Here is a 12,592-nt window from a genome sequence, read left to right as displayed (position 1 = left end):
CCTAGGGCGCGCGGGTCGGGTCGGCAAGGGGGAAAGCGCGCCGCGCTGGCCCATGGCCCTGCGGCTTCAGCCTGCCGGATGCGGCACGCAGATCACCTCGGTCCCCGCCTCGGCGGCCCGGCGGGCGAGCGCGGGCGGCAGCGGCGCATCGGTATAGACGGCGTCGAGCTCGGTCAGCGCGCCGATCCGGGCCGGCGCGGAGCGGCGGAACTTCGATCCGTCCGCCACCAGCACGCGGCGGCGGGACTGGCGCAGCACGGTGCGGCTGACCTCGACCTCGGCGATGTCGAAATCGAGCATGTCGCCATCCCTGTCGAGCGCCGAGCAGCCGATCACCGCGATATCCACCTTGAACTCCGCGACCGCCCGGCTGGCGAGCGGGCCCACGAGCCCGCCGTCGGCGCGGCGCAGCGTACCGCCGGCCACCGCGATCTCGCAGTCGGGATTGGCGATGAGGATGTTGGCGACGTTGAGGTTGTTGGTGACCACCATCAGGTCGCGGTGCCGCAGAAGGTGGCTGGCGACCGCCTCGGTCGTCGTGCCGATGGCGAGAAAGACGGAAGCACCCTCCGGTATGGCCGCCGCGCAGGCCGCGCCGATCGCCTCCTTGGAGTCGGCGTTGAGCGCGCGGCGCTCCTCGTAGCCTATGTTGGCGATACCGGAGGGCAGCACAGCGCCGCCGTGCACGCGCTCGAGCTTTCCCGCCTCGGCCAGATCGGCGAGATCGCGCCGGATCGTCTGCACCGTCACGCCGAAGCGCCGGGCCAGCCCCTCGACCGTCACCTTGCCCTCGCGCCGGGCGATGTCGAGGATGTCGCCGTGGCGGAAGCTGCTGGACACGGCGCCGCCTCGCCCGAGCCGCGCTCAGGCGCGCTCGGCGTATTCCATCGTTTCGGTGTTGACCACGATCTCTTCGCCCTGCGCGATGAAGGGCGGGACCATGATCCGCACGCCGTTGTCGAGCACGGCCGGCTTGAAGCTGTTGGCCGCGGTCTGCCCCTTCACGACCGGCTCGGTCTCCTCGACGGTGCAGGTGACCTTCTGCGGCAGCGAGGCGTTCAGCGCCTCGTTCTCGTAGAACTCCACCTCGATGGTCATGCCGTCCTTGAGGAAGGGGCGCCGCTCGCCGAGGATCTCGGCCGGCAGCTCGATCTGCTCGAAGGTGTCGGCATCCATGAAGACCAGCATCCCGTCGTTTTCGTAGAGAAATTGCTGGTCGCGCTGTTCGAGCCGCACGCGCTCGACCTTGTCGGCGGAACGAAACCGCTCGTTGAGCTTTGACCCGTTACGAAGGTTGCGGAGCTCGACCTGGGCGAAGGCGCCGCCCTTGCCGGGCTTCACGTGGTCGACCTTCACCGCGACCCAGAGGCCGCCGTTGTGCTCGAGAACGTTGCCGGGGCGGATTTCGTTGCCGTTGATGCGGGGCATGAGACGAAACCTTGACGAATGGTTGATCGAGATGCGGCCGTTCCTATATCTCGCGCACAGTGCGCTGGCAACCCGGCGTATTTCGTGTTGCATGTGCGGCGAGCCATGCGCCAGCGGCATAACAGGCTTGCATCGACGATGTATCCGAATCGAGCCGATTAGGCCATAACCGGCCGCACGCCACATGCAAGAGCAATAACAAGGACGACGAGATGAAGGATTTCGTTGACGGCACGGCGTTCAACGCGGAGCAGGGCAACCGTGCGCGCAAGCTCTTCGCCGCCGTCGTGCTCGCCGCGCTGGACGACGCCATCGCGGACGACAAGAAGTACGGCAACGGCCCGGAGCAGATCGCCCGCTGGGCCCGGTCGCGCGACGGGCGCGAGGTGCTGAGCTGTGCCGGCATCGATCCGACCGAGCGCGTCGTGCAGGGCCTGATGGAGTTCGTCGCGCGCGGGGTGCGGACCTCGGTCGCGCTCTCGCGCGAAGAGAGCGAGCGCCGCAACGCTGCGGCTGCTGCCGGAGTGCATTCCGAAGCCGCCTGACGGGCCACCGTCCGGAACCGAAAAGGCGCGCCTGTCACGGGCGCGCTTTTTCGTTGCGGCCGGGTCGGCTGCGTCTGGCGTGCCGTCCGAGAGTCAGTCGAAGACCTGCGCCGCCAGCGCCCGGTGGATTTCCCGGCGCACGAGCTTGCGGACATTGCGCGTGATGCGCTCGCCAAGCTCACCCTGCAGCTCGGCCCGCACGATCTCGGCGACCATGTCGCGCAGCATCTCCTCGTCGAGCACCGTCTCCTCGAACTCGAGCCGGTCGCTCTCGACCCCCGCGGCGGCCGGCGACCCGCCGTCTTCGTCCGGCTCCGGCTCCTCGTCCCACTCCCGAGACAAGCTTGATTCCGGGGACGCCGCGCTCTCTCCGCCGTCGGGCTCCCAGTCGCCGCCGCTCATGCCGACCATCGCCTCGAGCTCGGCGATCTTGCTCTCGAGCGAGGCCGTGCGGCTGCCGAGGCTGCCGTCGGCGGGCGCCGCCGCTTCGGGCTCCGGTTCCGCGTCCGTGGACGCGGCAAGCTCGGTCGGGCGGTCGTCGGCGGGCGTCGCTTCAGCCTCCGCGAGGCCCGCGCGGTCGCTCAGGTCGTCCTCGCCGGGCTCGGCGGCGCTCCAGGCGGTCAGGATTTCCGGCGCGCCGTCGACCTCGGCCAGGTCCTCGATCTCCGCGCGGGCGTCCTCGCCACGCGCGCCCTGCGCGGCGCTCGTGTCCTCCGGCGCGCCGATCTCCGCCTCGTCCGCCGCCGCCAACGCGTCGTCAGCCGTATCCGGACCCTCAGGCGCGCGCTCCACGGAAGGCTCTTCGTCAGTGTCGGCCGGGTGCTCATCCTGCGCTCCGGCCGTGCCAGCCGCCGCCCCACCGGCGATGTCCCTGTCACGCCCTTCGCCGGCCGCATGCAAGGCGAGCCCTTGCAACACCGACAGCGCCGAGACCTGAGGCTCCGCGGCCGCCGCCGCGCCCTCGTCCTCGTCGTCGTCCTCGTCGAGATGCTGATCCAGATCCGCACGGGCCGCGCCATTCTGCACCCTGAGTGCAGGCGTGAGCACGAGCTTATCCCGAGCCGCCGCCGATTCCTCGGGGGCCGCGCCCGCGGAGCGATGGTCGCGCTCTTCGGACACGAGCCGACGGATTGCGGCGAGCACGTCCTCGAGTTCGGACTGGGACACGGGATCGGACATATGGTTTGTTTGCCGCTCTTGCCTCTTGCAAAGTCTAGCCGGAGCGCCGGCCCAGCACAACACGGAGCGCCGCCGGGAAGCGGGCCGCGCTAGTCCTGGCCGATCGACTCCAGAACGCGGTCGAGCGCCCTGCCCTGCGCGCTGTTCACCGCAGGCGCGGATTTCACGAGGTTGTAGTATTCGGACGGATCGTAGCGGGGCACGGACAGGTCGAGGTGATCCGCCGTCATCAGCCCAATCGCGGAGAGCAGCGAATAGGCCGCGATGTACTCGTCGGCACTGGCCGAAATCAGCGTCGCACGCGCGTCGAGGAGTTCCTGCTCGGCGTTGAGCACGTCGAGCGTGGTGCGGGCGCCGAGCCGCGCCTCCTCCCGCACGCCTTCGAAGGCCACTTCGGCCGCGCGGATCTGCCGCAAGCTCGCCTCGCGCGCGGCGCGCGCCACCTGCAGCTGCGCCCAGGCGTCGCCGGCCTGCTGCGCCAGACGGTCGCTCACGACCAGAAGATTGGCCCGCGCGGCATCCCGGTTCGCCTGCGCCTGCCGCAACAGCGCGGACAACTGGCCGCCGCGATAGATCGGCCCGCCCACGCCCAGCGACACCTGGCCGCTGTGGGTATAGTCGCGGTTCTCGAGGTCTTCGTTGACGGAGAGGCGCCCGCCCAGCGTCACGCTCGGCTTCATCGCCGCGCGGGCCACCGCCACGCGCAGTTCGGCCGCGGTCACCTGGCGCTGCGCCTCGCGCATCTCGGGGTGGTTGCGCATCGCCATCCTGCGGGCTTGCTCGACGCTCGAGACCGTCTGGGGGACGGGGCCGGGCTCCGCCAGAGCGCCGGGCCTTGTGCCGACCGCCGCCCGGAACTCCTCTTGCGCCTGCGCCAGGTTGCCCTGCGCCAGGGCCAGATTGGCGCGCGCACCGGCGAGCCGCGCCTCGGCCAGCGAGACATCCGTGCGCGTCACCTCGCCGACCTCGAAGCGATCCTCGGCCGCGCGCAGTTCGCGCGTGATGAGACGGACGTTGTTTTCCCGCAGGGCCACGTTCTCGCTTTCGCGGCGCACGGCCATGAAGGCGCGCACGGCGCGCAGCAGCACCTGCTGCTCGATCGCGACGAGCCGCTCCCGCGTCGCGAGCACAGTCTCCTTCGCCGCATCGACCTGAAGTTGCGAGCGGCCGAAATCATAGAGCAGCCACTCCAGATCCACCCCGACCGAAAGATCCGTGGATGCGAAGCTCTGCACCTGGTTGAAGGTCTGCGCCGACCGCCGCTCGCCGAACTGCCGGGTCACCTGCGTGGACCAGCTGATCACCGGGCGCAGGGCAGCCACCGCCTGCGCCACGTCCTCGTCCGCCGCCCGCAGGAGCGCGCGGTTCTGCTCGAGCAGACCGCTGTTGGCATAGGCGCGCGCCAGGGTGTCTCCCAGGGTCTGCGCCGCGGCGCGTTCTGGCGCGATCGTAGCTGCGGCGCCCGCCGCCGCGATCAGCAGGCCCGCCATGATCCGCCGCGCCGCTCTCCACTGTCCCATTCGTATCCTTTCCACCGTCACTGGCTGTGTCGCGCAGGATATCCTGGCGGGACGGCTCGGACGCCCGCCCTTCAGAAGGTGAACTCCGTCTGACGCTCGAAGCCCGGCAGAACGGGCGCGCCGGCGTTGAAGGCGAAGCGCCAGCTCAGGGCGCCGTCGATCTTGTAGCCGATGCGCATGGTGCCGAGCCGCCCGTCGTCGAACAGACAGGCGATGCGCCCGCCCTCCTTCAGTTGATCGACGAGCGCGCCGGGCAGCCGCGAGACCGCGCCCTGCACGAGAATCGCGTCGTAGGGTCCATGCCGCGCCGCGCCCTCGGCGAGCGGCCCCTGATGCAGGGCGACATTGTCGGCACCGTATTCCGCGAGCCGCGCCTGCGCCTCCTGCGCGAGCATCTCGTCCTCCTCGACCGCGACGACCGCCTCGGCGAGATGCGCCGCGACGGCCGCCGAGTAACCGTAGGCACAGCCGATATCGAGCACGAGATCGTCCGGCTGCACGTCGATGTCGTCGAGCATCTTGGCCAGCGTCCGCGGCTCGAGGATCACGCGGTCGGCGCCCAACTCGATGTTGTCGCCGACATAGGCCGCCTCGCGCTTCTCCTGGGGCACGAAAAGCTCGCGCGGGACGGCGAGCATCGCCTCGATCACGGGGAACTTGGTCACGTCGGCGGGACGAATCTGGGTGTCCACCATCGTCACGCGGCGGGCGGCGAAATCGGTCATGCTGGCCTTGTGGTGCTTGGCATCTGTCGCGCGCAATCTGCCACAAGCCCCTGCCCCCGGCAATGCGCCTCGACCGCGCCTCCGCGCGCCTGTGCTCTTGCGGCACCGCGCAAGATGAGCTATCCCCGCCGGGCTGCTGAGGCGAGTTGGCGGAGTGGTTACGCAGCGGATTGCAAATCCGTCTACACCGGTTCGATTCCGGTACTCGCCTCCAGGCCTCCCCCGATGACACCGATGACCATGGACAGAGGCCGTCTCCCGCGTGACGGTCCCTGCAGGTGCCGCTCTCGCACCTACGGAGCGGTGCGGTGCGGGCTGGGGACGCAGTTTGCTCCCGGTGCACAGGGGCGTTGCGGCGCCGGGTGCGTCACCGCTCAGCCGGCCGTCTCGCCGTAGGCGCGGCTGAGTCCGCGCTGCGTTCCGGGGCCGAAATCGCCGTCGATCGCGCCGTCGTAAAGCGCATATCGCCGCAGTTCGCGCTGCAGCGCCTTGCGTGTCTCCAGCTTGAACATCTCCGGCCGCTCACGAAGTATCTCGTAGACTTCGGAGTGGCCGGAGCGGAGCGCGCGGTAGAGATAACGCGCCGCGTCCTCGGGGCCTCGCCCCTCGATCACGCCGTCGTCGATCAGCGCGGCGACGTTGAACATCGCCTCGGGATGGCGGGCGTCGGCGGCCTTCTGGAAAAGCTCCAGCGCGCGCGGCACGTCCCGGGCCAGCCCGTGCTCGCCCTGATAGTGCAGGAATCCCAGATCGTTGAGCGCGTCCGGGAAGCCCTGCTCGGCGGCCGCGCGGTAGAGCGCGAGCGCGCGGTCGATATCCCGCTCCGTGCCGACGCCCTGTTCGAACATCCGCGCGAGCTCGAATTGCGCCTCGGCCGAGCCGGCCGCCGACGCCCGCTCGAGCAGCTCGCGCGCCTCGGCGGGGTCATGGCGCGGATCCGCCGTATTGAGATGGATGTAGGCCAGCCCGAGCATCGAGCGGGTGTCGCCCTGGCTGGCGAGCGAAGCGAGGCGTTCCTGCTGGTCGGGCTCGATGGCGGACCAGGCCACGCGGGGATCCTCCGCCGCAATACGCGCGACGCCGTTCGCGGGCCCGGCGAGGTAGAAGGGGGTGCCGGAGAGCGAGCCGTAAGTATGCGGCTCCTGCCGGTTTCCGGTCATCTCGAGCACGCGGTCGCGCACCTTGCGGAACATCAGGCTGATCTCCAGCCCCTGCTGCGGCAGGGCGTCCATGAGCGCGATGGCGAACGGGCTGTTGTCGCCGCTGCCGTCCAGCGCCTTCTCGCCGTCCTTCGCGGCGAAGGCCACGAGCGTGCCGCGGTCCGGCGACGGCGGGGCGAGGCCCGCGCCGCCGCCGCCGAGGCTGCGGACCGCCTCTGCGCGCGCCTCGGTCTCGCGCAGCGCCGCGAGATCGAGCACGTCGCCGAACGGATTGTCGCGGCACGAGTCGAGGATGACGATGCGCATCTTCCGCGCGCCGTCGACCGCGGCGAGCAGCATGTCGAGCGAAACGCTCTGGCGCTGGATGTCGCGGTTCGACTGCACGTCGGCATCGACGGGGATGAGATAGTTCTCCCCCTGCACCTCGACGCCGTGGCCCGCGAAGTAGACGAGCGCCAGATCAGCGGTTTCGGCGCGGAAGGCGAAGGCGTCGAGCGCGTCTCGGAACTCCGCGCCGCCGGCATCCAGAACGGTCGTCACCTCGAAGCCGATCCGGGTGAGCGTGTCGCCGATATCGCGCGCGTCGTTCAGCGTGTTGTCCAGATCGACCACCGTCCGATAGTCGCTCATCCCGATCACCAGCGCGACCCGGTCGGCGGCGACGGCGATCCCGGGAAGGATCAGCAGCAGGACGAATACGAGCGCGCGCATCGGACAGGCCTTCGCAGCGAGAACTTCCGCGCCTCCACTAAACCACAGGCGCCGGGCGGCCGGCAACTCTGCGGCGGTGCCACGTCACCCCCGGAGCGCCGATCAGATGCGCCCCTGTTCGCGCCATCTCTCGAGCTGCTGACGGCTCACCTCGAAATGCATCGAATCCTCGCGTCCGAAACCGGCGCCCCAGACCCAGCCCTCCTCGTGAAAGAAATCCGCGAGGATGGTGAGACCCATCTGGGTGCGCCCGTCCGCGAAAAGATCGAGCGTTCCGTCGATGTTCAGATCGACCGCCAGCCCGAAGGCGTGGGTCGAAGTGCGCCCCCGCGTGCCGCGGATCTGGCGCACGCAGAGCGACCCGGAGGAATTGATGCGATCGTAGAGGTCGGGGTCGGTCCGGCGCACCTTCTCGAAGACACGCCGCAGGCTCTCGACCGCCGGCCGCAACATGTGCACGCGGATGGGGCCGACATTCTCGAGTACGAGTTGCTCCTTGAGGGCCGGGTTGGTCATCGGCTCGCAGCGGTCGCTCAGCTGCTCGCGCGGACGTCCCAGAAAGCTCTCCAGAAACCGGGGGCCCGCCACGGTGAGGCCCTTGTTCACGTTGCGCCGGTCGGCAATCAGCACCACCTCGGCGTAGGCGTCCGCAATCGTGTTGGGCCCGGAGGGCAGAGCGCCCGAGTCGAGCGGCGGGTGCCCGCCGGGGCGCCCGTCCACCCGGTCGGTGCGGGCACGCACCTCGTCACGCAGCTGGCGCAGCTCCTCCTCCATGGTGCCCAGACGCTCCTGCAGGGCGTCGTCGCGTTCCTGCATGGCCTCGATCTGCTGGCGCAGGCGTTCGATCTCGATGCGCGCGGCGCTGTCCACCGAGGTGCCGGTCTCGGACAGCAGATCGCTGCGCGGGGGACTCAGCTGCTGATAAAGCAGCCAGACCAGCAGCGCGGCCAGCAACGCGATCGCGGCGACGATGACAGGGATGGCGCGCATCAGACCCAGAGGCAATGTCCGGTCGGCCAAAGTGTGCGCAGCGAAGCGCGCCAAGTCAATCGACGAGAGGCAGGAGAGGTTTGGCAAAGCCCCGGCAAATGGTCTATCTTCCTGCAGAGTGACCAAGGGAAAAGATGCCCATGTCCAGCCTTCACGCCTTTCATATCATCCGCGCCGCGTTCTGCGCCGCTTGCCTCGCCCTGCCGTCGGTCGTCCAGGCGCAGACGAACATGACCGAGGCCGAGATGACCGAGGCCTTCTCCAAGCAGAAGACCCGCGGCCTCGCCATCGCGCCGGTCAGCCAGGGCACGGCGGAGCAGCCCGACGCCGCGACCGAGGTCAGCCTCACGGAGCTGCCGAAGGACGAGCAGGTCAACGTCAACATCGTCTTCGACTTCGACTCCGCGGCGCTGCGCGAGGACCAGAAACCGAAGCTCGAGGCGCTCTGCAACGCCGTCGCGGCGGCGGATGTCCAGCGGTTGCGGATCATCGGGCACACGGACGCCTCCGGCTCGGCTGCGTACAACGAGCGTCTGTCCGAGCTGCGCGCGGTCGAGGTGAAGCGGTTCCTGGTGCGCGAATGCGGCATGGACGAGATGCGGCTCGAAGCCGTCGGGGTCGGCGAGCGCTTCCCCTACGACGAGGACGACCCCCGCGCGGATGTGAACCGGCGGGTCGAGTTCCAGGCGCTGGGATGACGCAGGGCGGGCGCCTCGCAGCCGGGGCGCGGCCATGAGCGCCGGAGAGGCGAAACCCGGCGACACCTTTCGTCCGGGCGACCTGCTCAACAACACCTACCGGATCGAGCGCATTCTCGGCCGGGGCGGCACATCCGAGGTCTATCGGGCGCGCAGCGAGATCTCGGGCCGTGTCGTCGCGCTCAAGGTGCTGCGCTCCGAGTTCTCCAGCAACGAGGACTATCTCGCGCTGATGACGCGCGAGGAGGACATCCGCGAGATCCGGCACGACGCGATCGTGCGCTACTTCGACAACCAGCGCACGGATTCGGGCCTCGTCTATCTGGTGATGGACTATGTCGACGGCCCCGGTCTCGACCGCAAGCTGGCGCAGGGCGGGATGTCGGCCGATGATCTTCTGACGGTCGCGCGGCGGGTGGCCGAAGGCCTGGGCGCGGCCCACGCGCGGCAGATCGTGCATCGCGACCTCTCGCCCGACAACATCATCCTGCGCGACGGCGATCCCGCCGATGCGGTCATTATCGACTTCGGCATCGCCAAGGATGCCAATCCGGGCGCAGAGACCATCGTGGGCGGTGATTTCGCGGGCAAGTTCGCCTATGCGGCGCCCGAACAGCTCGCCGGCCAGGCGGATGCGCGCTCGGACATCTATGCGTTGGGCGCGCTGCTGCTGGCGACCTACCGCGGCAAGCCGCCCGACATCGGCAACAACCTGTCGGACGTGGTGCGCATCAAGGCGGAGCCGCTGGACACCTCGGGCGTGCCGGAGCCGCTGAAGGGGCTCATCGACCGGATGACGGCACCCGATCCGGCGGATCGCTTCCAGACGACGGGCGAGGTGCTCGGAGCGCTGGCGGCCGGCGATCAGACCGACGACATCGACCCCGAACGCACGGTGATCGCGCCGCCCCGCCCGAAGACGCACCCGCCCGGCGCAGGCCGAACAGTGCCGCCGGCCGCCCCGCCGGATCGCGAGACGCCGCCCCCGCAGCCGGCCGCGACGCGCGCAGGCGACGCCGGCAGGCGACGCCGCGGCGGCCTGATCGCCGCGCTCTTCGCGCTCCTGCTGGTGGCGGGCGGCGCGCTCTGGGTGGCGACAGGGGGCGCGCCCTTCGGACCGCGCTACGCGGAGGCCACGCCCTTCACGCTGACGGCCGAGAAGACCGGCGCGGGCGAGGCGCGCGCGACGGGCTTCGTTCCCAGCCCCGACGTGCGCGATGCGCTCGCCGAGCGCATCGCGGCGCTCGGCGGCACGGCGGATCTCACGCTGGCGCGCGGCGCGATCTCCCAGACATGGGGCGCGGACCTGCTGGCCCTGATCGACCTCGTGCAGGATCTGCCCGAATGGCGGATCGAGACGCGCGACGACTTCGTGCGCCTGACCGGCCTGGCCGAGGATACCCAGCAGAAGGCGCGCCTGACCCGGCGGCTGTCGCAGGACGGGATGCCCGGCGCCCTGGACGGAGAGGTGCAGATCCTGGCGGGGCCGCGCATCCTGTCTCCGGCGCGGGTGAACGAGGTGATCACGCCGCTGGAGGACTGCGGCCCGCTCCGGCAGGTCGATCCCCCGTCGACGGGCTATCCACTGGGCGCCGAAATCGTGGTGTCCGGACAGGTCGCCTCCGCAGCCACGCGGGCGGAGCTGGGGCGCGCGCTTTCCGCTGCGGCCGGAGAGCGACGCATCGTGCCGCGCGTCACCATCCTGAATCCCGGCCTCTGCATCGTGGACCGCGCCCTGCCCCAAGTGCCCGGTGGCGACTTCGACATCGACTTCGGCTGGGGCGGCCAGCCGGGCGAGAACGTCGCCGGCCGTTATCTGGTGGGCGAGAACCCGGTCATCGACGTGACGATCCCGGCGGAGGTCACGACCGGCTACCTCTTCGTCTCTGCGCTCGACGTGTCGGGGCGCGTCTTTCACATGCTGCCCAATCTCAACCGCAAGGACAATTCGGTGGAGAGCCTGCGCGACGGCCGCGGGGGGCCGGTCGAGCTGCGCGTCGCCTATTCGCTCGACGAGGCGGAAGAGGCCGGAGGGCGCAGGCTGGCCTTCGTCGTGGACGATACCGCGCTCGGCAAGACGCGCATCCTCGTTCTGCATTCCGAGACGCCGATCTTCTCGGGGCTGCGTCCCACCATGGAGTCGGCCGAAGGCTTCGCCGAGGCGCTCGGGAACCTCGACGGCGCGATCCGCACCCTGGACAGCCGCATCCTGACCACCGCGGAACCCTGAAGCGGGCGCGACTCAGGCCACGTCCACCACGATGATCGAGATGTTGTCGGCCCCCCCGCCGCGCAAGGCGACCTGCAAAAGCGCCTCGGCCACGGTTTCCAGCGGCGCGCCGTCCGCGGTGCGGCGCAGCGTCTCGAAGCCGGCGTATTTCGTGAGCCCGTCCGAGCAGAGGATGTAGCGGTCGCCCGGCCGCGTATCGCCCTGCACCTTGTCGAGCTCCAGCGCCTCGCCCACGCCGACGGCGCGCGTGATCGCGTTGGACTGCGGGTGCAGTTCGGCCTCGTCCCAACTCATCTGCCCGGCAAGCACGAGCTGCGCCACGACCGAGTGATCCGTCGTCAGCAACTCGATCGCGCCGTCGCGCAGGCGGTAGAGCCGGCAATCGCCCGCCCACAGACCGACGAAATGCCCGTCGGTGAGCAGCAACGCGACGACGGCCGCACCGATCACCGGCACGCCGAGCCGGTGCGCCTCGTCCCGGATCGCGTCGTGCGCGCGCGCCATCGCGGCCCGCAGGGCGCTCAGCTTGTCGCGCGGCGCAAGGCCGGCGGGCAGGGTCGCCGCGGCCTCGATCACCGTCTGGCTGGCGAAATCCCCGGCGGCATGTCCGCCCATGCCGTCGGCCACGATCCAGAGCTTGCGATCCGGCAGGGCCAGCACGCTGTCCTCGTTGATCTTGCGGACGAGACCGACGTGGGTGAGCACGCTGTGACGAATCGTGGTCATGCCGTGCTCCTTTCGGCAGCCTCCGGACCGGCCCCGCCGGGGTCGAAGAGCCGATGCGCCCGGTCCGCCGCCGGAAGGCCGTCGTCGAGCAGGATCTGCGTCCCGGCCTCCCCGGTCTGGCTCCAGATACTCGGCCGCGCGCGCCGCTCGCCGGCCAGGTGCCCGGCGAGGCCCGCCAGCGCCGCGCCGTCCGGCGGCTCGTCGAGCAGCAGCGCCGCGCCCTCGCGGATCACCCGACCTGTCGCAGACAGGACCGGCGGTGCGCAGGCCCCGAGGCGCTGCGCGAGCGCATCGCGCGTCATCGTGTCCGACAGCGCGTCGAGCGCGATCTCCTCCAGTTCCTCGAAGGCGGCGGTCACGGTGAAATGCCATCGCACCGGATCCACCTTCGCCGGTATCGGTGCGACCAGCGTCAGGGGGAACATGCGCCCCACGCGATCGACCGAGGGCATGAGCACGCCCCAGACGCCGTGCGTGCCCGCCAGCCCCGGCGCGAGCGAGAAGCGCCAGATCGGCGCGGTCAGGAAGCACGCCTGCCAGCGTGCGCCGAGCCGGTCGCGGGCGGCGCGCATTCCCTCCTGCAGCCAGCGATCCCAGGGCTCGACGAAACCTGCAGGCGGCGCGATCCGCATGAAATCACCCAGTGCGGGCATCTTTCCGTAGGCGCCGACCCTGCCCAT

12 protein-coding genes and 1 tRNA gene are annotated in these 12,592 nt (G+C 70.2%); 4 read left to right on the top strand and 9 right to left on the bottom strand.

Going from position 1 to position 12,592, the window contains the following annotated elements; translation table 11 throughout:
- Positions 1-66: 66 nt before the first annotated feature.
- Complete coding sequence (locus DRV85_RS00170; RefSeq protein ID WP_113287415.1) at positions 67-840, bottom strand: DeoR/GlpR family DNA-binding transcription regulator; 774 nt, start codon at positions 838-840, stop codon at positions 67-69.
- Positions 841-864: 24 nt separating this feature from the next.
- Positions 865-1,428, bottom strand: a complete 564-nt coding sequence (gene efp, locus DRV85_RS00165) for an elongation factor P (RefSeq protein WP_113287414.1) — start codon at positions 1,426-1,428, stop codon at positions 865-867.
- A 212-nt stretch (positions 1,429-1,640) separates the two neighbouring features.
- Between efp and DRV85_RS00160 the strand changes: the two genes are divergently transcribed.
- Positions 1,641-1,973: a DUF6280 family protein gene (locus DRV85_RS00160; RefSeq protein ID WP_113287413.1), complete on the top strand. Its 333-nt coding sequence runs from the start codon at positions 1,641-1,643 to the stop codon at positions 1,971-1,973.
- Between the two features lie 93 nt (positions 1,974-2,066).
- Here DRV85_RS00160 and DRV85_RS00155 read toward each other — a convergent pair whose 3' ends face one another.
- From DRV85_RS00155 to DRV85_RS00145, 3 genes are all read right to left on the bottom strand, one after another.
- The gene (locus DRV85_RS00155; RefSeq protein ID WP_113287412.1) at positions 2,067-3,152 is read right to left on the bottom strand and encodes a hypothetical protein; all 1,086 of its coding nucleotides are present in this window, start codon (positions 3,150-3,152) and stop codon (positions 2,067-2,069) included.
- A gap of 89 nt (positions 3,153-3,241) precedes the next feature.
- Positions 3,242-4,672, bottom strand: a complete 1,431-nt coding sequence (locus DRV85_RS00150; protein WP_233495354.1) for a TolC family outer membrane protein — start codon at positions 4,670-4,672, stop codon at positions 3,242-3,244.
- A gap of 71 nt (positions 4,673-4,743) precedes the next feature.
- Positions 4,744-5,397 carry a protein-L-isoaspartate O-methyltransferase family protein gene (locus tag DRV85_RS00145; protein ID WP_113287411.1) on the bottom strand — a complete coding sequence of 218 codons (654 nt, stop codon included), beginning with the start codon at positions 5,395-5,397 and terminating at the stop codon, positions 4,744-4,746.
- Between the two features lie 140 nt (positions 5,398-5,537).
- On the opposite strand from DRV85_RS00145, the gene DRV85_RS00140 reads away from it, so the two are divergent.
- A tRNA-Cys gene (locus DRV85_RS00140) sits at positions 5,538-5,611 on the top strand.
- 160 nt (positions 5,612-5,771) lie between these two features.
- On the opposite strand, the gene DRV85_RS00135 is transcribed toward DRV85_RS00140, so the two are convergent.
- Both DRV85_RS00135 and DRV85_RS00130 read right to left on the bottom strand, forming a co-directional pair.
- A complete protein-coding gene (locus DRV85_RS00135) occupies positions 5,772-7,268 on the bottom strand; it encodes a caspase family protein (RefSeq protein ID WP_113287410.1) in 1,497 nt (498 codons plus the stop codon).
- 102 nt (positions 7,269-7,370) lie between these two features.
- Positions 7,371-8,258 carry a M15 family metallopeptidase gene (locus tag DRV85_RS00130; RefSeq protein ID WP_113287409.1) on the bottom strand — a complete coding sequence of 296 codons (888 nt, stop codon included), beginning with the start codon at positions 8,256-8,258 and terminating at the stop codon, positions 7,371-7,373.
- A gap of 140 nt (positions 8,259-8,398) precedes the next feature.
- Between DRV85_RS00130 and DRV85_RS00125 the strand changes: the two genes are divergently transcribed.
- Complete coding sequence (locus tag DRV85_RS00125; protein WP_233495353.1) at positions 8,399-8,956, top strand: OmpA family protein; 558 nt, start codon at positions 8,399-8,401, stop codon at positions 8,954-8,956.
- 34 nt (positions 8,957-8,990) lie between these two features.
- Positions 8,991-11,186 (top strand): serine/threonine-protein kinase, encoded by a 2,196-nt coding sequence (locus DRV85_RS00120; protein WP_113287407.1) that lies wholly within the window; start codon positions 8,991-8,993, stop codon positions 11,184-11,186.
- A 12-nt stretch (positions 11,187-11,198) separates the two neighbouring features.
- Here DRV85_RS00120 and DRV85_RS00115 read toward each other — a convergent pair whose 3' ends face one another.
- Together DRV85_RS00115 and tagF are read right to left on the bottom strand one after the other, a co-directional pair.
- The gene (locus DRV85_RS00115) at positions 11,199-11,912 is read right to left on the bottom strand and encodes a PP2C family protein-serine/threonine phosphatase (protein WP_113287406.1); all 714 of its coding nucleotides are present in this window, start codon (positions 11,910-11,912) and stop codon (positions 11,199-11,201) included.
- On the bottom strand, positions 11,909-12,592 hold the full coding sequence (tagF, locus tag DRV85_RS00110) for a type VI secretion system-associated protein TagF (protein ID WP_113287405.1): 684 nt from the start codon (positions 12,590-12,592) through the stop codon (positions 11,909-11,911). The genes DRV85_RS00115 and tagF overlap by 4 nt, the downstream gene beginning before the upstream one ends.

This window comes from Rhodosalinus halophilus (assembly GCF_003298775.1).
GTDB lineage: Bacteria > Pseudomonadota > Alphaproteobacteria > Rhodobacterales > Rhodobacteraceae > Rhodosalinus > Rhodosalinus halophilus.
This window is presented reverse-complemented; position numbering and strand designations above follow the sequence as displayed.

Bases quoted from the DNA above. Each gene is read 5' to 3' on its own strand.
- DRV85_RS00120 (WP_113287407.1), top strand. From the start codon at position 8,991: ATGAGCGCCGGAGAGGCGAAACCCGGCGACACCTTTCGTCCGGGCGAC.
- DRV85_RS00160 (WP_113287413.1), top strand. From the start codon at position 1,641: ATGAAGGATTTCGTTGACGGCACGGCGTTCAACGCGGAGCAGGGCAAC.
- DRV85_RS00115 (WP_113287406.1), bottom strand. From the start codon at position 11,912: ATGACCACGATTCGTCACAGCGTGCTCACCCACGTCGGTCTCGTCCGC.
- DRV85_RS00145 (WP_113287411.1), bottom strand. From the start codon at position 5,397: ATGACCGATTTCGCCGCCCGCCGCGTGACGATGGTGGACACCCAGATT.
- DRV85_RS00150 (WP_233495354.1), bottom strand. From the start codon at position 4,672: ATGGGACAGTGGAGAGCGGCGCGGCGGATCATGGCGGGCCTGCTGATC.
- DRV85_RS00125 (WP_233495353.1), top strand. From the start codon at position 8,399: ATGTCCAGCCTTCACGCCTTTCATATCATCCGCGCCGCGTTCTGCGCC.
- efp (WP_113287414.1), bottom strand. From the start codon at position 1,428: ATGCCCCGCATCAACGGCAACGAAATCCGCCCCGGCAACGTTCTCGAG.
- DRV85_RS00130 (WP_113287409.1), bottom strand. From the start codon at position 8,258: ATGCGCGCCATCCCTGTCATCGTCGCCGCGATCGCGTTGCTGGCCGCG.
- tagF (WP_113287405.1), bottom strand. From the start codon at position 12,592: ATGGGCAGGGTCGGCGCCTACGGAAAGATGCCCGCACTGGGTGATTTC.
- DRV85_RS00155 (WP_113287412.1), bottom strand. From the start codon at position 3,152: ATGTCCGATCCCGTGTCCCAGTCCGAACTCGAGGACGTGCTCGCCGCA.
- DRV85_RS00135 (WP_113287410.1), bottom strand. From the start codon at position 7,268: ATGCGCGCGCTCGTATTCGTCCTGCTGCTGATCCTTCCCGGGATCGCC.